The organism is Plantactinospora sp. KLBMP9567, from assembly GCF_033446045.1.
Lineage (GTDB): Bacteria > Actinomycetota > Actinomycetes > Mycobacteriales > Micromonosporaceae > Plantactinospora.
In genome coordinates, this window is the sequence record NZ_JAWQRR010000004.1 from 151,874 (window position 1) to 172,669 (window position 20,796).

The following is a 20,796-nucleotide window of genomic DNA, read 5'->3' on the forward strand; positions in this document are numbered from 1 at the left end:
CGACCGTGTGGCGTGACCGCTTCGCGGACAGCCGGTTACGCGAACAAGATCACAAGCTTAAAGCCAACTCATCGTTGTTGCCAAAGTTTTGCAACTCTGCCACCGTGATCAGTCAAGGGTGTTGCTGACCTGGCATCGCCTGGGCCAGACGGCTCCGTCAGGTCGTCGGCGCCCGGTCCCAGGCCGTCCGGCGCCGGTGTCGAGCACCGTGCCCGGTCGGCCGGCGCGTCCATGTCCGACCTGTGTGGGAGACCTCCGTGATCCGGATCCGTCCGACCGTCCGACGACTGGTGGCGGTGGCCGCCGCCGGTGGCCTGCTCGCTCTCGCGTCCTGCTCGTCATCGACGACGCCCGGGGCGCCTGCCGCCGGTGACACCTTCGTGGTCGCCACCGCCGGTGAACCGGACACGTTGAACCCGGTGCTCAACTACGGTGTCGACGGGGCGTCGCTGATCTTCGACGGGCTGGTCGCCAGGGACGCGCAGAACCGGCTGGTGCCGGGCCTCGCGGCGGAACTGCCGACGGTCTCGGCGGACGGCCGGACGGTGACGGCCAAGCTGCGCGACGGGGTGGTGTTCCACGACGGTGCGGCGCTCACCGCCGCCGACGTGGTCTTCACCTACCGGACCGTGCTGGACCCGAAGGTCGACTCCACGCTCCGATCCGACCTGGAGATGCTGGAGTCGGTCGACGCGCCGGACCGGGCCACGGTGGTGTTCCGGCTCCGGCACGCGTACGCGCCGTTCCTGCAACGACTCACCCTCGGCGTCGTGCCGGCCAGGGCGCTGAGCGGGCAGGACGTCAACAAGGCCGAGTTCAACCGGAAGCCGGTCGGCACCGGCCCGTACCAGGTGGAGTCCTGGACCCCCGGCGACCGGCTGGTGCTCACCGCCAACGACCGGTACTTCGGCGGCCGGCCGCCGAACCGGCGGCTGGTGGTGGCGTTCGTCGCCGACGACAACATCCGGGCCCAGCGGATGCGGGCCGGCGAGTTCGACGTCGCCGAGCTGGCCCCGAAGCTCGCCGCCGGTTTCGACGGCAGCGCCGGCTACCGGGTCGAGCGGGTGCCGACGGCCGACTACCGGGGCGTGATGCTGCCGATGGGCAACCGGGTCACCGCCGACCCGGCGATCCGCCGCGCCCTCAACCTCGCCGTCGACCGGGCCGCGATGGTGGCCGGGGTACTCGGCGGCGCCGGTGAACCGGCCTACGGCCCCGTCCCACCCACCTCGGAATACGCCGAACCGGCCGTCGTCGGCAAGCCGACCGCCGATCCGACCGCCGCCACCGCGCTGCTCGACGCGGCCGGCTGGACGCCCGGCGCGGGCGGCATCCGGGCCAGGGGCGGCCGCCCGGCCCGGTTCACCCTGATGTACCCGGCCAGCGACAGCCTGCGCAAGGAACTGGCGCTGGCGGTGACCGCCGACGCCAAGAAGGTCGGCATCGAGATCACCCCCGAGGGGCTGACCTGGGACGCGATCGACCCGCGGCTCAACTCGGACGCCCTGATCATGGGCTACGGCACCCCGTACGACCCGGACTTCGTCTCCTACAAGCTGTTCGGGTCCCGGTTCGCCGGGCAGGGCTACTTCAACCCGGGACACTACAAGTCCAGTGTGGTGGACCAGGCGTTGCAGCAGGGCCGGGACCAGTCCGACCCGGCCCGGCGCAAGGCGGCGTACTCGACGTTCCAGAAGCAGCTCGCCGCCGACGTGCCGTGGGTTTACCTGAGCTATCTCAAGCACAGCTACGTGCTGCGGGATTCGATCGACGGCGTGACGCCCCGGGTCGAGGCGCACGAGCACGACGTGGCGAACAGCCTCTGGTGGAACATCAACACCTGGACCCGGCGGTGACGCGGCAACCGACCCGGCGCCGGCTCGCCGGGGCGGGTGCCGTGGTCCGGCGCCGGCTCCTGGTCGCCGTACCGGTGCTCGTGGCCACCAGCATCGGCATGTTTGCCCTCGGCGCGGCCTCCCCGGTCGACGCCGCCAAGCAGTACGCCGGGGCGGCGGCGTTCACCACCACCGAGGAGAACCTGGCGCAGCTCCGGGCCAACTGGGGTGTCGACGACCCGCTGCCGGTGCAGTACCTGCGCTGGGTCGGCAACCTGCTCCGCGGCGACCTGGGGTGGTCGACGAGCCGGCACGAGGCGGTCGGCTCGGTCATCGCGGCCCGGGCCGGCTGGACGCTGCTGCTGGTCGGCGCCGCGCTCGCCGTCGTACTCGTGGCGAGCCTGCTGCTCGGGTCGCTGGCCGCGTACCGGCGCGGCGGGCTTTTCGACCGCGGCCTGCGGGCGGCCGCGTACGCCGTCGGGTCGATGCCGGTGTTCTGGCTCGGCCTCGCCGCCATCGCCCTCTTCGCACTCGCCCTGGGCTGGTTGCCGGCCGGCGGCCTGACCGACGTGACCGCGACCGGCACCTCGTGGACCGACGTCGCCCACCACCTCGTGCTACCGATCGGCGTCCTCGCGGTCTCCCAGGCCCCGTGGTTCGTGCTCTTCGTCCGGGACGCGGTCGCCGAGAGCCTCCGCGACGACCATGTGCTCGCCGCCCGGGCCCGGGGACTGCCCGGCCGGACGGTGCTGTTCGGGCACGCGCTGCGCACCGCGTTGCTGCCGTTCCTCACCCTGGTCGGCACGCACCTGCCGGAACTCGTCGGCGGTGCGGTACTGGTCGAGACCGTCTTCTCGCTGCCCGGACTCGGCGCGGTCACCGTGCAGGCCGCGCTGGGCAGCGACTTCCCGCTGCTGGCCGCGATCACCCTGCTGACCACCGCCGTGGTGCTGGCCGCGAACCTCGCCGCCGACCTCGGCTACGCCGCCGCCGATCCCCGGGTACGCCTCGATGGCTGAGCTGACCCGTACCCGCGCCGGGCTCGCCGGCCGGCGGCCCCGTCTCCGCCTGGGTGCCGGCCGGACCGGGGCAGCCGTGGCCGGCACGGTGCTGGCGGTGGCGATCGCCGCCGGCCTGCTCGCACCCCTGCTCTGGCCGCTCGACCAGAGCGCCGTCGCCCTGGACCGGACCCGGCTGGCCCCGTCCTGGACCCATCCGGCCGGCACCGACGACCTCGGCCGCGACGTCGCGCACCGTGCCCTCTACGGGCTGCGGGTGTCGCTGCTGGTCGGTGCGGTCGCCGCGCTGGTCGCCACCGTGATCGGCGGGATCGTCGGTGGGATCGCCGGCACCGTCGGCGGCCGCGTCGACCGGGTACTGATGCGGATCGTGGACACCGTCGCGGCCCTGCCACACCTGCTGCTCGGCATCTTCATCGTCGCGATGCTGCGCCCCAGCCTCGGCGCGGTGATCGCCTCGATCGGGCTCACCCACTGGCTCTCCACCGCCCGGATCGTCCGGTCCGAGCTGCTGAGCCTGCGTACCCGGCCGTTCGTGGACGCGGCGATCACCGGGGGTGCGAGCCGGGGACGGGTGCTGACCCGACACCTGTTGCCGCACGTGCTGCCCCGGCTGGCCCTGGCCATCACGCTGATGATTCCGCACGCCGTCTGGCACGAGACCGCGCTCTCCTTTCTCGGGCTCGGCCTGCCGCCGCACCTCGCCTCGCTCGGCAACATGATCAACGACGGACAGGGATCGCTGCTGGCCGGTGCCTGGTGGGCCAGCCTCGCCCCCGGGGCGGTCATCGTCGTGGTCACCCTGGCCATCGCCGTGCTCGCCGCCCGTTGGCGGGACCGGCTCGATCCCCGCGTCCGAGCGGAGTTGCAACTGTGAAGACCGATCGGAGCAGCACCGCCGGTGCGGGTCCGGTGCTCGACGTCGAGGGGCTCACCGTCCGGTTCCGGCTCCGGGACGCGACCGTGCACGCCGTCACCGACCTCACCCTCGGGGTCCACCCCGGCGAACTGCTGGCCGTCGTCGGCGAATCCGGCTGCGGCAAGTCCGTGCTGGCCCACGCCCTGCTCGGGCTGCTGCCCCGGAACGCCACCGTCAGCGGCCAGGCTCGGCTGCACCAGCCCGGCGGCGGACCGAGCGGCCCGATCGACCTGATCGGCTGCGGCGAACGGGTACTCGCCGGACGGGTCCGGGGCCGGCTGGCCGGTCTGGTGCCGCAGAGCCCGGCCACCGCGCTCAACCCGGTGCGTACCGGCCGGCGGCTGATCGAGGAGACGCTCCGGGCCCACCGGCACACCCGAGCCGAAGCCGTCGGCGCGGCGGAACGCGTCGCCGCCCAGGTTGGCCTCGACGTTGCCGACCTGGACCGCTTTCCGCACGAACTCTCCGGCGGCATGGCGCAACGCCTGGTCACCGCGCTCGCCCTCGCCCCGGACCCGACCCTGCTGATCGCCGACGAACCCACCAGCGGGCTGGACCGGCCCCTGGTCGACCACACCCTCGACCTGCTGCGCCGCAGGTGCGACAGCGGACAATCCGTCGTGCTGATCACCCACGACCTGGGCGCCGCCGAACGGGTCGCCGACACCGTCGCGGTGATGTACGCCAGCCGGATCGTCGAACACCTGCCCGCTGGGCGGTTCTTCGCAGCCCCCGCGCACCCGTACGGTGCCGCCCTGCTCGACGCGCTACCGGATCGCGCCTTCCGAGCCGTACCCGGGCATCCGCCGATGCTCACCGCCCTGCCGGACGGCTGCGCCTTCGCCGCCCGCTGCACGTACGCCACCGACGCCTGCCAGCGGCAACCCCCGTTGACGGCGTACGACGTCAGGGCGGTCGCCTGCCACCACCCGCTCGCCGCCGGAGTCCCGTCGTGACCGTCACACCCGTACCCGTACCGGCACAGCTTGCCGCGCAGGAGGTCACCGCGAGCTACGGGCGGCAGGTGGTGCTCGACCGGGTGAGCCTGTGGATCGACCGAGGCGAGACGGTCGGGCTACGTGGACCGTCCGGCGGCGGCAAGTCCACTCTGGTCCGGGTGCTCGCCCTGCTGCACCGGCCGGATCATGGACGGGTGACGGTCGACGGTACCCCGGTCGCCGGCACCCGGTACGCCGTGCCGGTCGCCCTGCGTACCCGGATCGCCGTGCTCTTCCAGAGTCCCCGCGCCGCCGCCGACCCCCGGCTGAACCTGGCCGACCTGATCGCCGAACCGCTCCGGGCCACCCGGCACCCCGACGACGGGATCCTCCGCCGGGTCGCCGAACTCGCCGACCACGTCGGACTCACCCCCGACCTGCTCGGCCGGCGCCCGCACGCGGTCAGCGACGGGCAGCTCCAGCGCGCCTGCCTGGCCCGCGCCCTCACCCACCGCCCCGACTACCTGCTCTGCGACGAGGCCACCGCCATGCTCGACGCCTCCACCCAGGCGCACGTCGCCGCCGTGATCACGGACTACCAGCGGGCGCACCGGGCCGGGGTGCTGCTCGTCACGCACGACCCGGCGCTGCTGAGCCGCTGGGCGGACCGGGTCGTCGAGCTTCCGACGGCGGCGGCAGGAATCGGCGAGGCGGGGAGGTCAGTGGGCGAGGCGGGGAGGTCAACGGCCGGTGCGGAGACGTCAGTGGCCGGGGCGGGGACGTCAACGGGCATCGACCGGCCCGTGGCAGGTGGTCTGCCCGGCCGGCCATGATGGTGGCTGATGACCCGGCTGACGCAGATCCATTCGATACCGGCGGAACCACAGTCCCTGGCGTGCGAGACGATCGTCCGGCTCCCGCACCCCCGGCTGCGGCACCATGTGCTGGGCTATGCGGGATTCCGGGCCGGATCCCGGGTCCGGATCCCGCACCGGCTGCTGCCGTTGAGCTACGTCATCCTGCTGGTCGACTTCGCGGAGCCGTGCGCCCTGGTCACCGGGGCACGTCGTACGGCGACGGTGGCCGGGCAGACCGATTGGGCGTACGGGGTCAGCGTCGGGATGACTCCGGCCGGGGTGTCGGCGCTGCTCGGCGTACCGATGCCGGAGCTGGCCGAGGTCACGGTACCGCTGACGGAGCTGGTCGGTCCGCGCGCCGCCGGATTGGCCGAACGGCTGGGCGCGGCACCGGACTGGCCGAGCCGGTTCAGACTCCTTGACCAGACGCTCACCGGCTGGCTGGCCGGTGCGCCGGCCGGGGCGGCGGGTGGCCTGGTCACCGCCGCCTGGTGGCTGCTTTCGCAGAGCCCCGAGCGGCTCCGGATCGGCGCGCTGGCCGATCGGCTCGGAGTCAGCCGTCGCTATCTCGAGGTCGGCTTCCGCCGCCAGATCGGGCTGTCACCGGCGACCGTGGCCCGGACCGCCCGGTTCCAGCACGCGATCGGGCTCCTGGTCGAGGGTGCGGACCTGGCGGGAACGGCGGCCGACACCGGGTACGCCGACCAGCCGCACTTCACCCGCGAGGTGCGCGCACTCTCCGGCCTCACCCCGACCGAGCTGTGCGCATTTCTTCAAGACCACGCACCAGGCTCCGGATAGCGTCCCGCGCATGAAGCTGGATGGCAGGACGGCACTGGTCACCGGCGGTTCCCGGGGCATCGGCCGGGCGATCGTACGACGACTCGCCGAGGCCGGCGCCCGGGTGGTCTTCACCTATCGCAGCGACCGGGTGGCGGCCGACGAACTCGTCTCCCGGTACGACGACGTGGTCGCCGTCCGCGCCGACCAGGCGGACCCGGCCAGCCTCGGGCCGATGTTCGCTCCGGTGCGCGACGGCCTCGACATCCTGGTCAACAACGCGGGGATAGCCGTGTCGACGCCGATCGCCGACCTCACCGGCGAGGAGTTCGACCGGGTGATGACGGTCAACGCGAAATTTTCGCTGCTGGCGATGCGTGAGGCGGCCACGGTGCTGCGGGACGGCGGTCGGATCGTGAACATCTCCACCCTGAACACCGTGCTGCCGGCTCCGGGACTCGCCCTCTACTGCGCCAGCAAGGCCGCCCTCGAACAGCTCACGGCGGTGGCCGCCCGGGAACTCGGCCCCCGGGGCATCACCGTCAACACGGTCTCGCCCGGCGCGACCGACACCGACCTGCTCCGGGCGTCGAATCCGGCCGAGGCGCTGACCCGGGCCACCACCCTCACCGCACTCGGCCGGCTCGGCCTGCCGGACGACATCGCGGCCGTCGTTGCCTTCCTCGCCGGACCCGAGGGCGGGTGGATCACCGGACAGAACATCCGGGCGACCGGCGGCCTGCTCGTCTGAGTACCGCTGCCGGCGGGGGCGCCGGGCGGATCAGACCCGGTCGAGGGGGCGGTGCGGCTCGGGCGGCAGCTCGACCGTGATCCCGTCGCCGGGCCGGATCTCACCGCCCTGGCGTACCACGCCCATGGTGCCCCTCGTCCCGGGACACCGCCGTCACCACCGCACCCATCAGTTCTCCCCCGTTCCGGTGAGTCGCGCCCGCCGGCACCACGGGCACCGGCGGGCGCAGGCTTCGCCGCCTCGATCCTAATGCGGCTGCCCGGGAGGCCCCGCCGCTCCGGTCAGCCGGCGATCCAACCCTGGTGCTACCGGCCCTCGGCGTCGTCCCGGCTCTCGTCCTCGTCCCGGCTCTCGGCGTCGACACGGTCCCGGCTCTCGGTGTCGACACGGTCCCGGCTGCGGTGTCGGCCCGGTCCCGGTCGTGACAGCGATGGACGCACGCCGGCCGGGTCGGTCGTCCGGGCGCGGGGACATATGCCGGCTGGGCGTGATACCACCAAGTCATCATGATGACCTGGTGGTATCACGCTCAGAGCGCTGATGCCGTCCGCCTGGGTTGGCCGGTCCGCCCCGACAGGACGAGGAGCAGAGACGATGGGCGACCGTGAGCGAAACCAGCCGATGTGTGGGCAGAGGATGGGCAACCCGGAGCATTGGCGGCGGTGACGGTCCGCTGTTGACGCGACTACGCCCTGATCCGGCACTCTGCTGATCGCGGAGAGTGATCGACTGAGGCCGTGGAGGCGGTTGACGGCACGAGTCCATCACGAGCAGGGGAGAAGCGGCAGATGACCATGTCACCGTCCGAGTTCCTGACCCGCGAGTTGCGCCGCCGCAGAGTCGCGGCCGGGCTCAGTCAGGAGGCGCTGGGGGAGCTGATGCACTTCTCCGGCTCGCACGTCAGCTCGGTCGAGACCGGCCAACGCCCACCGACCCCCAAGTTCCTCAAGGTCGCGGACGAAGTGCTGAACACCGGCGGCCTGCTCATGCGTCTCCACGAGGACCTGGTCAAGGCTGACGAGTCACCGGTCTGGGCCAAGGAGTGGTTGTTCTACGAGGAACTGGCCGAGGCGCTGCGGACGTTCGAGAACACGACGATCCCCGGTTTGCTCCAGACCGAGGCATACGCCCGGGCGATCTTCGAAAGTGGTGGCCTGCTGACTCCTGGCGAGGTGGAGCGACGGGTGGCGGCTCGGCTTGAACGGCAGGCGGTGTTGCGTCGGGAGAACCCGCCGCAGTTCACCGTTGTGCTGGACGCCGGGGTGCTGCGGCGGCCGGTCGGCGGACCCGAGGTGATGCGGGAGCAACTCCTCCACCTCGTCGACATCGCCAAGGAGATGCCGCACGTCCGAATGCAGGTCGTGCCGGAATCGGTCGGTGCGTACTCTGGGCTCGGCGGTGCCTTCATCATCGCCACCCTGCCTGACAACGAGGACGTCGCCTATCTGGACCACCAGGCGCCGGGGCAGGTGGTGGTCGGCGGTCCGGTTCTGGCCTGGATCCTGAAGGCGTGGGAGGCGATCCGATCCGAGGCACTGCCGCACCAGCAGTCGATCGAGCGGATTTCGGAGGCGGCGGAGAAATGGGCGACCTGAGCGGTGCGTGCTGGCGGACGAGTAGTCGAAGTGGCCAGACCGGCAACTGTGTCGAGGTGGCGGACAATCTGCCGGGGGTGGTTGCGGTGCGGGACAGCAAGGAACGGTCGGGGCTGGTGTTGAGCTTCGCGTCGGCTGCCTGGCGGGCGTTCGTCGGGCACCCACCGACGCGCTGACGGCCTACCCGCCCGTCTCGGGGTACGGGTGCACGGCACCAGATTCTGCAACCGGGGGTGCCGAGCCGCCCGCCGGATCTAGACTCCTTCCGCCGGCATTGACCCTGGTGGATAGGCGGAGCGGGTGCCGACGATCGATCGCGTGGGTGGACAGTCCCATCCGAGGGGCCGGCTGCGGTCGGCAATCGGTGTGGTCGGAGTCTGGGCCGTCACCCGGGCGGTGTTCGTCCTGATCTATGCGAACGTGATCAATGCTCCGGTCGGGAACGTCTTCGCCGACGTGGCGCTCTACCGCCGCTGGACCGACGCGCTGCTCGACTGGCAGGTTCCGCACGACGATCCGATGTGGCAGTACCCGCCCGGCGCCGCCGCACTCTTCCGCTCCCTCCGGCACGTCGCGGGAGACCCGGTCGGCTCGTACGAGATCACGTTCTTCACCCTTGCCCTCGTCGCCGACCTGCTGGTCCTGCTCACCCTGCTCCGACTCGCCCGTGGCGACGGCCTGCTCCTCGGCGCCGGGGCGTGGGCCGTGGTCGTCCCGCTCCTCAACCTGCTGACGTACGCCCGGTATGACATCTTCGTCACCGCGGCCGCCGTCATCGCGCTCGCCGCGATGCTGCGCCGTCCGGTCGTCGCCGGTGCGGCGTTGGGCATCGGCGCGCTGATCAAGGTCTGGCCGGCGGTGCTGCTGATCGCCGCCAGACCGTTCGGCGGCCTCCGGCCGATCCTCACCGGCTTCGTCGTGACGCTCGCCGCGCTCGGCGGTGCCCTCACGCTCGCCTTCACCGGCGCCTGGTCCGGCTTCACCGGCAACCAGGCGGATCGCGGCCTCCAGATCGAGTCGATCGGCGCCACCCCACTGGTGTTGGCCCGGCTCGGCGACCGCACCATCGACGTCCGGTACACCTACGGCGCGATGGAGTTCGTCGACCACCCGTTGGTGCGACCCGTGGCGATCGGGCTTCCCGTCCTGACCGTGCTCGGACTGGGCGCACTGGGCCTCTGGTGGCTGGTCAGCGGACGGCGACGCATCTGGACCGGTACTTTCGGCTTCGACGTCGCGCTGCTCGCGCTCCTGACCACAGTGGTGACCAGCCGGGTCTTCTCCCCGCAGTACATGCTCTGGCTGATCGGGGTGGCGGCGGTCTGCCTGACCCGCCGGGACACCACGCAGCGCGTCGCGAGCGCGCTGATCATGGTCGCGACCGCGCTGACCAGTGCGCTGTTCCCGTGGTACTACGCGCAGGTGTCGACGGATCCCGACTGGCCCGGCACGGTCCTGCTGGTCGTCCGGAACGTCGTCGTCGTCGCGGCGCTCGGCACCGGCTTCCACGCGCTGACCAGGCGGGCCCGCGAGCGCACGGCCGGCGGCAGCGCCGTGCGCCTTTCGCCCGTTTGATTGAAGTACGTCATTCCGGGGGTTACGATGACCGGGTAAGTGGTGGCTTACCCGGACTCCGCTTCGTCGTAGCCGACGTGCGCTGGGGATGGGTGGGAAACGTGAACGTCACCGGGATCGACCGTCGCTCGACGGTCCTGCGGGCTCCGCCCGAGCCGATTCGACGCCGCACCTCCGCCGGCACCCTCGCCGGGGCCATGGCCGGAGCGGCGCTCGCACTCCTGCTCGGTTACCTCTCCGGGATACACCTCGGCCTGCCGGGCCGGCCGACCGGACCCACCGGACCGCAGCTCCGGTGGACCTTCACCGCCGCCGACGAGACCCACGCCGGCCCGGTCGTCGCGGTCGGCACGGTCTATCTCGGCAGCGCCGACGGCACCCTCTACGCGCTCGACGCCGCGACCGGCACCGTCCGCTGGACGCACCCGGTTCCCGAACCGGACACCACCCTGACGATCGCCGACGGCGTCCTCTACCTCGCCGGTTCCGAGCTGCTGTACGCACTCGACGTCGACACCCACCGGATCCGCTGGAGCTACCGGGTCGGCGGCAGCCTCCGCGCGACGCTGAGCGCGGCCGACGGGCTCGTCTACGTCGCCGACCAGCACGGCAGTCTCGGCCCGAACCTCTACGCGCTGGACCAGGCCACCGGCCAGCTCCGGTGGAGCCGCAACCTGGGCCGCTCGGACGGTACCGGTCCGACGGTGGCACACGGCGTCGTCTACGTCGGCGGCGACCGCACGCTGTACGCGCTCGACGCGGCTACCGGTGCCGTCCGGTGGAGCTATTCCGGGCTGCCGGGCCCGGTGGATGCCGCCCCGGTGGTCTCGGAGCGGGCCGTGCACATCACGGCAGCCGCCAGCTACCTGGGCGCCTTCGACCTGTGGGACGGCCGGAAACTGTGGAGCCACGAGTCCGAGCTCGTGGCCGCCCCGGTCGTCCGGAACGACACCGTCTACGTGCCGTTCGGCACCGGCTGCTGTTTCGACCGCTGGCGTACCAACGCCTACCGGGCGTCGACCGGCGAGCTGCTCTGGTCGGCGGTGTTCCACGCGTCCGAGCTGGTCACGGCCGGTGCGATCCTCTACTCCAGCGCGGCTGGCGACGGCACGGTGTACGCGTTCGATCCGGCGACCGGCCAGGTGGGCTGGCGCTTCGCGGCCGGGGACCGGAACTCGGGTGCGCCCGCAGCGACCGGCGACACGGTCTACGTGCCGGACGGCGAAAAGACCCTCTTCGCGGTCCGGGCCCCGCCGCCGCCACCGTGGCGGTGAGCCACCGACGCACCGCCCGCCGTACCACCGAGCCGGGGCGGCCGAACGGTCGCCCCGGCTCGGTTCAGCGGATGCTGCGGCGCAGGGTACGCAGGCGGCGGCCGCTGGCCCGGTGTGGTCCGCCGGCCGCGTCGGCGAGCAGGTCGGCGAGGTCGTCGAAGCCGTCCCGGACCAGTCCGACAGTGAGCCGGACGTGGTCGGTGCCGAGCGGATCGATCTCGAACGGGCTGCCGGGGGCGACCGCGATCCCGTGCGCGGCGAGCGAGAGCATCGCCTGCTGCTGGTCGCGTACCGGAATCCACATGTTGATCCCGTCCGGGGCCGGAGCGTCGACACCCCGGTCGGCCAGCGCGGCGGTGAGCAGGTCGCGGCGGCGGGCGTACTCGCGGCGGGCGCCGGCCAGCACCCGGACCGTCGCCGGATCGGTGAGCAGGTCGAGCAGTACGGCCTGGAGTACCCGGCTGGACCAGCCGGGGCCGAGCAGGCGCCGGTCGGCGACCGAGGCGACCAGCGCGGCCGGCCCGCCGACGGCGGCGAGCCGCAGGTCGGGGCCGTGGCTCTTGGAGAAGCTGCGGATGTGCACCACCTGCTCGGGCAGCCACTCGCCGAGCGAGACCGGTGGGGCGGAGGCGATGTCGCCCGCGTGGTCGTCCTCGACCACCACGACGGTGCCGCCCAGCGGGTGCCCTGCGAGCACGCTGGCCAGCTCGGCGGCGCGCTCCGGCGTCATCGAGATGCCGGTCGGGTTGTGCGCCCGGGGCTGGAGCAGCAGCCCCACCGGGGCCCGATCGAGTCCGGCCGCGAGCGAGCCCGGCGCGATGCCGGAGCCGTCCAGGGTGACCGGTACCGGCACCGCACCGACGGTGTCGAGCAGGTCGAGCAGGGGCGGAAAGGCCGGATTCTCCACGAGTACCCGGTCGCCGAGCCGGACGGCCACCCCGACCACTCGGTCCAGCGCGTCCAGCGCGCCGTCGACCACGGTGAGCTGCTGCGGTGGAAAGGGCCAGCGGTCCCGGAGTACCACCTCCAGGCGGGGCAGCACCGGCTCCTCCAGGTACGAGGTGGTGAGCCGGGTGTCGCCGATCCGGCGCAGCGCGGGTGCCAGGTCCGGCAGCAGGTCGTGATCGGGTACGCCGGTGGAGAAGTCGTGCGGCAGCGTCGCCGGGCTGGCGGTGAGCCGGGCGTACCGGAGGCTCTGCCGGAGCCGGTTGGGTGGCAGCACGAAGGTGCCGGAACGACCCCGGGTCTGGATCGCCCCGGCACTGGCCAGCGAGCGCCACGCCTCGCTGACCGTGGTCGGGCTGATCCCGAGTTCCCGGGCGACGGAGCGGACCGTCGGCAACCGGGTGCCGGCCGGCAGCTCGCCGGTACGGACCAGCCGGCTCACCGCCGCGGCGACGCCCCGGGCCGTACGGTCGTCGATCGCGCTGGCGATGAGCTGCAGCATGTTACTTCTCCGAAAAAATCAGTAACAAATTGGCCATTGTCCGCCCCGACTTGTGTCACTAAAGTCCTACGCCATCCGGTCGGAAAATCAAAGGTCACACAAGGTCATCGCAAGGTCAGCAGGCTCTCCACCGACGAGCACCACCAGCGGGCACGGTGCCGAGGAGGTTCGACCATGGCAGAGATCATCCGCGCGGCCCTGGTGCAGACGAACTGGACCGGCGACAAGGAATCGATGATCAAGGCGCACGAGGAGTACGCCCGGCAGGCCGCCGCACAGGGCGCCAAGGTCATCTGTTTCCAGGAGCTGTTCTACGGCCCGTACTTCTGCCAGGTGCAGGACCAGGGCTACTACGCGTACGCCGAGTCGATCCCCGGCCCGACCACGGAGCGGTTCGCCGCGCTCGCCGCCGAACTCGGCATGGTGATGGTGCTGCCGATGTACGAGCAGGAGCAGCCCGGCGTGCTCTACAACACCGCCGCGGTGGTCGATGCCGACGGCAGATATCTCGGCAAATACCGGAAGACGCACATCCCGCAGGTGAAGGGATTCTGGGAGAAGTTCTACTTCCGCCCCGGCAACCTCGGATATCCGGTCTTCGACACCGCCGTCGGCCGGATCGGCGTCTACATCTGCTACGACCGGCACTTCCCGGAGGGCTGGCGGGCGCTCGGCCTGGCCGGTGCCACCGTGGTGTTCAACCCGTCGGCGACCAGCCGGGGCCTCTCGGCGTACCTGTGGAAGCTGGAGCAGCCGGCCTCGGCGGTGGCGAACGAGTACTTCGTCGGGGCGATCAACCGGGTCGGGGTGGAGGACCTCGGCGACAACGACTTCTACGGCACGTCGTACTTCGTGGATCCGGAGGGGCAGTTCGTCGGCGAGGTCGGCGACGACCACGCCGCGGAGCTGATCGTCCGGGACCTCGACCTGGGCCTGCTCGCCGAGGTACGCGACCGGTGGGCCTTCTACCGGGACCGCCGCCCGGACGCGTACGGCGACCTGGTCCAGCCCTGAACAGGAGGCACACCATGACACTGCTGGTCAGGGGTGGCACCGTCGTCGGGGCGACCGGCACGCACGCCGCCGACGTCCTGGTCGACGGCGAGACCATCGTCGCGCTCTTCGCACCCGGGCGGGCGCCGGACGGCGACCACCAGGTCGTCGACGCCACCGGGAAGTACGTCATCCCCGGCGGGATCGACGCGCACACCCACATGGAGCTGCCGTTCGGCGGCACCAACGCCTCCGACACCTTCGACACCGGCACCCGGGCGGCCGCGTACGGCGGCACCACCACCATCGTCGACTTCGCGGTGCAGCGTACCGGCGAGGTGGTGCAGGACGGGCTGGCCGCCTGGCACGCCAAGGCCGACGGCAACTGCCACGTCGACTACGCGTTCCACATGATCCTCGGCGGGGTCGACGACGACGCGCTCAAGGCGATGGACATGCTCGTCGCCGACGAGGGGATCAGCAGCTTCAAGCTCTTCATGGCGTACCCGGGGGTGTTCTACTCCGACGACGGCCAGATCCTCCGGGCGATGCAGCGGGCCCGGGAGAACGGCGCCATGATCATGATGCACGCCGAGAACGGCATCGCGATCGACGTACTCGTGCAGCAGGCGCTGGCCCGGGGCGAGACCGACCCGATCCACCACGGCCTGACCCGGCCGGAGGCCCTGGAGGCGGAGGCGACGCACCGGGCGATCCGGCTCGCCGAGGTGGCCCGGGACTGCCCGCTCTACATCGTGCACCTGAGCGCCAGCCAGGCCCTCGAACAGGTCGCGGCGGCCCGGCACGCCGGCCGGAACGTCTTCGCCGAGACCTGCCCGCAGTACCTCTACCTGACCCTGGAGGACCAGCTCGGCGCCCCCGGCTTCGAGGGCGCCAAGTGGGTCTGCTCGACCCCGCTGCGCAGCCGGCACGAGTCGCACCACCGCGACCTGTGGCAGGGGCTGCGCACCAACGACCTGGCGGTGGTCTCCACCGACCACTGCCCGTTCTGCTTCAAGGACCAGAAGGAGCTGGGGCTCGGCGACTTCTCCAAGATCCCGAACGGGATCGGCGGGGTGGAACACCGGGTCGACCTGCTCTACCAGGGCGTGGTGGACGGCAGGCTGACCCTGGAGCGCTGGGTGGAGACGATCGCCACCACCCCGGCCCGGATGTTCGGGCTCTATCCCCGCAAGGGGGTGCTCGCCCCCGGCTCCGACGCCGACATCGTCGTCTACGACCCGGTCGGCCGGACCAGCATCGGCGTCGCCACCCACCACATGAACATGGACCATTCGGCGTACGAGGGCTACGAGATCGCCGGCCGGGTCGACACCGTGATCAGCCGGGGCAGTGTACTGGTCGCCGACGGGGCGTACCACGGGCGGCGCGGGCACGGGCGCTACCTGCGGCGCGGACTGTCGACCTACCTGAACTGAGGTGGCGTGATGCGGGAGATTCCACACTGGATCGACGGGGCCGAGGTCGCCGGCACCGGGGACCGGCGGCTGCCGGTCTACGACCCGGCGACCGGAGAACGGCAGGCCGTGGTGGTCGCCGCCACCGACGCCGAGGTACGCGCCGCGGTCCGCTCCGCCGCCGCCGCGCAACCGGCCTGGCGGGCGGCGTCGCTGTCCCGGCGGGCCGAGGTGATGTTCCGGTTCCGCGACCTGGTGGACGCCAACCGGAAGGAGATCGCCACCCTGCTCTCCGCCGAGCACGGCAAGACGGTGGCCGACGCGGCCGGGGAACTGGCCCGGGGCCTGGAGAACGTCGAGTTCGCGGCCGGCGCGCCGCACCTGCTCAAGGGCGGCTACAGCGAGCAGGCCGCGACCGGGGTGGACGTCTATTCGATCCGGCAGCCGCTCGGGGTGGTCGCCGGGATCACCCCGTTCAACTTCCCGGCCATGGTGCCGATGTGGATGTTCTGCACCGCGCTGGTCGCCGGCAACACCTTCGTGCTCAAGCCGAGCGAGAAGGACCCGAGCGTCTCGCTGCTCCTGGCCGACCTGCTGCGCCGGGCCGGGCTGCCGGACGGGGCGTTCAACGTCGTCCAGGGCGACCGGTCGGCGGTCGAGGCGCTGATCGCCGACCCGGACGTGGCCGCGCTCTCCTTCGTCGGCTCCACCCCGGTCGCCCGGTCGATCTACACCGCCGGCACCGCCGCCGGCAAGCGGGTACAGGCGCTCGGCGGGGCCAAGAACCACATGGTGGTGCTGCCGGACGCCGACGTCGGGGCCGCCGCCGACGCCGCCGTCTCGGCCGGGTTCGGTTCGGCGGGGGAGCGCTGCATGGCGGTCTCGGTGGTGGTCGCGGTCGGCGCGGTCGCCGACCCGCTGGTCGAGGCGATCTCGGAGCGGATGGCGCGGATCCGGGTCGGCCCGGCCAGCGACCCGGACGCCGAGATGGGGCCGCTGATCACCGGCGAGCACCGGGACCGGGTGCGGGCCTACCTGGACCGGCCCGGCGGCCGGGTGGTGGTGGACGGCCGGGCGCTGCCGGCCGCCGACGGGCCCGGTTTCTTCCTCGGCCCGTCCCTGGTGGACCACGTCGCGGCCGACTCCGACTACTACCTCGACGAGATCTTCGGGCCGGTGCTGTCGGTGGTCCGGGTGGACAGCTACGCCGAGGCCGTCGCCCTGGTCAATTCCAACGAGTACGGCAACGGCACCGCGATCTTCACCCGGGACGGCGGCGCGGCCCGGCGGTTCCAGTACGACGTGGTCTGCGGCATGGTCGGGATCAACGTGCCGATCCCGGTACCGGTCGCCTACTACAGCTTCGGCGGCTGGAAGTCGTCGCTCTTCGGCGACCTGCACATGTACGGCCCGGAGGGGCTGGCCTTCTACACCAGGACCAAGGTGGTCACCTCGCGCTGGCCCGACCCGGCCTCGAGCGGAGTCGACCTCGGCTTCCCGAGGGTGCGGTGAGCGGCTGATGGACATCGGGGTGGTCTTCCAGTGCGACCCGCCGGCCCGCGAGGTGGTGGCGCTGGCGAAACGGGCCGAGGCGGCCGGCTTCAGCCACGTCTGGACCTTCGACTCGCACCTGCTCTGGCAGGAGCCGTTCGTGATCTACTCGCAGATCCTCGCCGAGACCGAGCGGGTGATGGTCGGACCGATGGTCACCAACCCCGGCACCCGGGACTGGACCGTCACCGCCTCGCTCTTCGCCACCCTCAACGAGATGTACGGCAACCGTACGGTCTGCGGGATCGGCCGGGGCGACTCGGCACTGCGTACCCTCGGCTATCCGCCGACCACCATCGGGGAACTGCGGGACTGCGTGACGGTGATCCGGGAACTGGCGCACGGCCGGACCGCCGACTACCGGGGGCGGCAGGTGCGGTTCCCGTGGGTCTCCGGCGGGGCGCTGGAGATGTGGATCGCCGCGTACGGGCCCCGGGCGCTGAGGCTGGCCGGCGAGGTGGGTGACGGCTATATCCTGCAACTCGCCGACCCGGACATCGCGGCCTGGATGATCGGCACGGTCCGGCGGGCCGCCGAACGGGCCGGCCGGGACCCGGCGGCGATCACGTTCTGCGTCGCCGCACCCGCCTACGTCGGTGACGACCTGGCACACCAGCGCGACCAGTGCCGGTGGTTCGGCGGGATGGTCGGCAACCACGTCGCCGACATCGTCGCCCGGTACGGTGCCGACGGCTCGGGCGCGGTACCGAGAGCGCTGACCGACTACATCGCCGGGCGGCGCGGCTACGACTACGCCGAGCACGGCCGGGTCGGCAACACGCACACCGACTTCGTACCGGACGAGATCGTCGACCGGTTCTGCCTGCTCGGGCCGGTCTCGGCACACCTGGAGAAGCTGGCCGCGCTGCGGGAACTCGGCGTCGACCAGTTCGCCGTCTATCTCCAGCACGACGACAAGGAACACACCCTGGCCGCGTACGGCGAGTCGGTGATCCCGGCGCTGGGCGGGGCGCCGTCCCCGGCACCGGCACCCCGGATCGGTCCCGACGTGCCGGCGACGGCGGGCTGAGCGCGGCATGCCGGCGAGTGGCGGTTGGCGGGGGCGGGGCCGGGTGGTCGCCGGCACGCTCGGTGCGACGCTGCTCGGCGTGCTGCTCTGGGAGGGCTACAAGGCCGTCGGCGATCCGGACGGCACGACGTTGTTCGGGGTACGGCTGCTGCCCCGGGCCGACGACGGGGCCATGCCGCACGTCGCCGAGATCCTCGGCCGGTTCGCCGATCCCGAACTGGCCGGTGGCGAGCCGGTCGGCCTGGTGGTGCTGCGGGCCGCCGCGTTCACCCTGCGCGCCGTGGCGGTCGGCTTCGTCGCGGCGGTGCTGGTCGGTGCCGTACTGGCGGTACTGATGCAGCGGTTCCGGGTCGCCGAGCGGGGACTGCTGCCGTATGTGATCCTCTCCCAGACCGTGCCACTGATCGCGCTGGCCCCGGTGATCGCCGGCTGGGGCGGGCAGTTCAGCATCGGCTCCCGCCCGTGGCAGCCGTGGATGTCGGTGGCGACCATCGCGGCGTACCTGGCGTTCTTCCCGATCGCGGTGGGGCTGCTGCGCGGGCTCCAGTCCCCGGCCCCGATCGCCGAGGAGCTGATGCGCAGCTACGCGGCCGGCTGGTGGCGCACGCTGGTGAAACTGCGGCTGCCGGCGGCCCGACCCTACCTCTTCCCGGCGCTGCGGCTGGCCGGGGCGGCGGCGGTGGTCGGCGCGGTGGTCGGGGAGATCTCCACCGGTACGCGGGGCGGCATCGGCCGGCTGGTCGTCGAGTACGCCCGGGAGGCGACCACCGACCCGGCCAAGGTCTACACCGCGCTGCTCGGTGCGGCGCTGCTCGGGCTCGTCGTGGCCGGCGCGGTCGGCCTCGCGGAACTGCTGCTGTCCCCCCGACGAAGGGCCTCGACGCGGTGACGGAGATGGAGACCGGTGCGGTGACCGATCGGGCGCCCGAGGCGGTGACCGACCAGGCCGAGACCGAGGCGGTGGTCGACCGGGGAGCCGAGGCGGCGATCGATCGGGTGGTCGCGTCGACCGGCGGCCCGAGCCCGGGCGGTCGCGCCGGGCGGCCGGTCGAACCCGGTGCGGCCGTCGAGCTGGCCGGGGTGACGAAGGTGTTCAACGTCGGCCGGCCGGACGAGGTGACCGCGCTCGACGGCGTCGGCCTGACGGTCGGCCGGGGCGAGTTCGTCACCCTGATCGGGCCCTCCGGCTGCGGCAAGTCCACCCTGCTCCGGCTGGTGGCCGACCTGGTGCCGCCGACCGGCGGCACCGTACGGGTGGCGGACCGGTCGGCCCGGCAGGCCCGGCGGGACCTGGCCTACGGCATCGCGTTCCAGCAGGCCGGGCTGCTGGACTGGCGGACGGTGGCCCGCAACGTGGAGCTGCCGCTGGAGCTGCGCGGCCTGTCCCGGCGGGACCGGCAGGCCAAGGCGCGGGAGATGCTGGAACTGGTCGGGCTGGCCGACTTCGCCGGGCACTATCCGGACCAGCTCTCCGGCGGGATGCAGCAGCGGGTGGCGATCGCCCGAGCGCTGGCGGTGGACCCACCGCTGCTGCTGATGGACGAGCCGTTCGGGGCGCTGGACGAGATGACCCGGGAACGGTTGCAGGACGAACTGCTGCGGATCTGCGCCCGCAAGGGCACCAGTACGGTCTTCGTCACCCACTCGATCCCGGAGGCGGTCTACCTGTCGGACCGGGTGGTGGTGATGTCCGCCCGGCCCGGCCGGATCGTCGAGACCGTCGGGGTGGAGCTGGGGGAGCGGACCGAGGCGACCCGGCAGTCGGCGGCGTTCTTCGCCGGCATCACCCGGGTCCGGCAGGCGCTGCGGGGCCCGGGTCTCGCACCACCGGGCAGCGCGCGCAGGCCGGGGTCAGCCCCGCCAGCGGGGGCGGACCCGGCTGCCGCCGGAGCACCGGCATGACCACCGGCGGAGCCGCGCCGGGGTCGGCCGTCCTGGTCGACCCCACCGTGGCGGTGGATCCGGCCGCACCGGTCGGGGGCCGCCGCCGGCCGGCCGGGGCCCTCGGGCTGCTCCGGTCCGCCTGGCCGCCGTTGCTCTTCGGCGTACTCGGGCTGGTGCTCTGGGAGCTGACGGTCACCCTCGGCCGGGTGGCGCCGTTCCTGCTGCCGGCGCCGTCCCGGATCGGCGCGGAGTTCTGGGACAACCGGGCCACCATCTGGCAGGTCGGGCTGGCCAGCGGCGGCAACGCCGGGATCGGGCTGCTCCTCGGCGCGCTGGCCGCGCTCGGCGCCGCGATGCTGGCCAGTCGGTTCGGGTTCCTGGCCGAGGTGTCGCTACCGGTCGCGGCGGCGCTGAACGCGCTGCCGATCATCGCGCTCGCCCCGATCCTGAACAACATGTTCTCCTCGACCAGCAGCATCCCGCGCCGGCTGGTGGTGGCGATCGTGGTCTTCTTCCCGGTCTTCCTCAACACGCTGCGCGGGCTGGCCGAGGTCAAGCCGGTGCACCGGGAGCTGATGGCCAGCTACGCGGCCGGCGGTTGGACCTTCACCCGGCTGGTCCGGTTGCCCGGGGCGCTGCCGTTCGTCTTCACCGGGCTGCGGCAGGCCGCCTCGCTCTCGGTGATCGCCGCCGTGGTGGCCGAGTACTTCGGTGGGCGGCAGGACGGGCTCGGTTCCCGGATCACCTCGGCCGCCTCCTACACCGCGTACCCGAGGGCCTGGGCGTTCGTGCTCGGGGCCTGCGTACTCGGTCTCGTCTTCTATCTCGCCGCCCTTGGCCTGGAACGCCTCGCGATGCCCTGGCGCGCGCGGCGGCCGGGCTGAGTCCCGACCCGCCTGGCCCTCGCCCGCCCGGCGCAGCCCGACCCCG

General features: G+C 72.5%; 19 protein-coding genes. 18 read left to right on the top strand and 1 reads right to left on the bottom strand.

Translation table 11 applies throughout. From position 1 onward, the window contains the following. Nucleotides 1–257 precede the first annotated feature (257 nt). From R6Y94_RS02520 to R6Y94_RS02570, 11 genes are all read left to right on the top strand, one after another. Complete coding sequence (locus R6Y94_RS02520; RefSeq protein ID WP_318394102.1) at nucleotides 258–1,856, top strand: ABC transporter substrate-binding protein; 1,599 nt, start codon at nucleotides 258–260, stop codon at nucleotides 1,854–1,856. Next, the gene (locus tag R6Y94_RS02525; protein WP_318394103.1) at nucleotides 1,853–2,854 is read left to right on the top strand and encodes an ABC transporter permease; all 1,002 of its coding nucleotides are present in this window, start codon (nucleotides 1,853–1,855) and stop codon (nucleotides 2,852–2,854) included. Before R6Y94_RS02520 ends, R6Y94_RS02525 begins: the two co-directional genes overlap by 4 nt. Then, nucleotides 2,847–3,731 carry an ABC transporter permease gene (locus R6Y94_RS02530; protein WP_318394104.1) on the top strand — a complete coding sequence of 295 codons (885 nt, stop codon included), beginning with the start codon at nucleotides 2,847–2,849 and terminating at the stop codon, nucleotides 3,729–3,731. The genes R6Y94_RS02525 and R6Y94_RS02530 overlap by 8 nt, the downstream gene beginning before the upstream one ends. After that, nucleotides 3,728–4,729 carry an ABC transporter ATP-binding protein gene (locus tag R6Y94_RS02535; protein WP_318394105.1) on the top strand — a complete coding sequence of 334 codons (1,002 nt, stop codon included), beginning with the start codon at nucleotides 3,728–3,730 and terminating at the stop codon, nucleotides 4,727–4,729. Before R6Y94_RS02530 ends, R6Y94_RS02535 begins: the two co-directional genes overlap by 4 nt. Then, the gene (locus R6Y94_RS02540; RefSeq protein WP_318394106.1) at nucleotides 4,726–5,544 is read left to right on the top strand and encodes an ABC transporter ATP-binding protein; all 819 of its coding nucleotides are present in this window, start codon (nucleotides 4,726–4,728) and stop codon (nucleotides 5,542–5,544) included. The genes R6Y94_RS02535 and R6Y94_RS02540 overlap by 4 nt, the downstream gene beginning before the upstream one ends. Nucleotides 5,545–5,553: 9 nt before the next feature. Next, nucleotides 5,554–6,369, top strand: a complete 816-nt coding sequence (locus tag R6Y94_RS02545; protein WP_318394107.1) for a helix-turn-helix domain-containing protein — start codon at nucleotides 5,554–5,556, stop codon at nucleotides 6,367–6,369. A gap of 10 nt (nucleotides 6,370–6,379) precedes the next feature. Then, nucleotides 6,380–7,099, top strand: a complete 720-nt coding sequence (locus R6Y94_RS02550; RefSeq protein WP_318394108.1) for an SDR family oxidoreductase — start codon at nucleotides 6,380–6,382, stop codon at nucleotides 7,097–7,099. 788 nt (nucleotides 7,100–7,887) lie between these two features. Beyond that, complete coding sequence (locus R6Y94_RS02555) at nucleotides 7,888–8,694, top strand: helix-turn-helix transcriptional regulator (protein ID WP_318394109.1); 807 nt, start codon at nucleotides 7,888–7,890, stop codon at nucleotides 8,692–8,694. Then, complete coding sequence (locus tag R6Y94_RS02560; RefSeq protein WP_318394110.1) at nucleotides 8,682–8,870, top strand: DUF397 domain-containing protein; 189 nt, start codon at nucleotides 8,682–8,684, stop codon at nucleotides 8,868–8,870. The genes R6Y94_RS02555 and R6Y94_RS02560 overlap by 13 nt, the downstream gene beginning before the upstream one ends. A gap of 142 nt (nucleotides 8,871–9,012) precedes the next feature. Next, nucleotides 9,013–10,269, top strand: coding sequence for a glycosyltransferase family 87 protein (locus R6Y94_RS02565; RefSeq protein WP_318394111.1), 1,257 nt, complete (start codon nucleotides 9,013–9,015; stop codon nucleotides 10,267–10,269). A 101-nt stretch (nucleotides 10,270–10,370) separates the two neighbouring features. After that, nucleotides 10,371–11,543: a PQQ-binding-like beta-propeller repeat protein gene (locus tag R6Y94_RS02570; protein WP_318394112.1), complete on the top strand. Its 1,173-nt coding sequence runs from the start codon at nucleotides 10,371–10,373 to the stop codon at nucleotides 11,541–11,543. A 64-nt stretch (nucleotides 11,544–11,607) separates the two neighbouring features. Here R6Y94_RS02570 and R6Y94_RS02575 read toward each other — a convergent pair whose 3' ends face one another. After that, nucleotides 11,608–12,990: an aminotransferase class I/II-fold pyridoxal phosphate-dependent enzyme gene (locus R6Y94_RS02575; RefSeq protein WP_318394113.1), complete on the bottom strand. Its 1,383-nt coding sequence runs from the start codon at nucleotides 12,988–12,990 to the stop codon at nucleotides 11,608–11,610. A gap of 174 nt (nucleotides 12,991–13,164) precedes the next feature. Here R6Y94_RS02575 and R6Y94_RS02580 point away from each other — a divergent pair, with 174 nt between their 5' ends. From R6Y94_RS02580 to R6Y94_RS02610, 7 genes are read left to right on the top strand one after another with little or no spacing between them, the layout of a single operon-like run. Further along, nucleotides 13,165–14,004 carry a nitrilase-related carbon-nitrogen hydrolase gene (locus R6Y94_RS02580; RefSeq protein ID WP_318394114.1) on the top strand — a complete coding sequence of 280 codons (840 nt, stop codon included), beginning with the start codon at nucleotides 13,165–13,167 and terminating at the stop codon, nucleotides 14,002–14,004. 14 nt (nucleotides 14,005–14,018) lie between these two features. Next, the gene (gene hydA, locus R6Y94_RS02585; RefSeq protein ID WP_318394115.1) at nucleotides 14,019–15,422 is read left to right on the top strand and encodes a dihydropyrimidinase; all 1,404 of its coding nucleotides are present in this window, start codon (nucleotides 14,019–14,021) and stop codon (nucleotides 15,420–15,422) included. Nucleotides 15,423–15,431: 9 nt separating this feature from the next. Continuing rightward, entirely contained in the window at nucleotides 15,432–16,913 is a 1,482-nt protein-coding gene (locus tag R6Y94_RS02590) for a CoA-acylating methylmalonate-semialdehyde dehydrogenase (protein WP_318394116.1), read from the top strand. A gap of 7 nt (nucleotides 16,914–16,920) precedes the next feature. Next, nucleotides 16,921–17,982, top strand: coding sequence for a TIGR03842 family LLM class F420-dependent oxidoreductase (locus R6Y94_RS02595; protein WP_318394117.1), 1,062 nt, complete (start codon nucleotides 16,921–16,923; stop codon nucleotides 17,980–17,982). 7 nt (nucleotides 17,983–17,989) lie between these two features. Then, complete coding sequence (locus R6Y94_RS02600; RefSeq protein ID WP_318394118.1) at nucleotides 17,990–18,871, top strand: ABC transporter permease; 882 nt, start codon at nucleotides 17,990–17,992, stop codon at nucleotides 18,869–18,871. A 5-nt stretch (nucleotides 18,872–18,876) separates the two neighbouring features. Continuing rightward, the gene (locus tag R6Y94_RS02605) at nucleotides 18,877–19,884 is read left to right on the top strand and encodes an ABC transporter ATP-binding protein (RefSeq protein WP_318394151.1); all 1,008 of its coding nucleotides are present in this window, start codon (nucleotides 18,877–18,879) and stop codon (nucleotides 19,882–19,884) included. Next, nucleotides 19,881–20,750: an ABC transporter permease gene (locus tag R6Y94_RS02610; RefSeq protein WP_318394119.1), complete on the top strand. Its 870-nt coding sequence runs from the start codon at nucleotides 19,881–19,883 to the stop codon at nucleotides 20,748–20,750. Before R6Y94_RS02605 ends, R6Y94_RS02610 begins: the two co-directional genes overlap by 4 nt. Nucleotides 20,751–20,796: the final 46 nt, after the last annotated feature.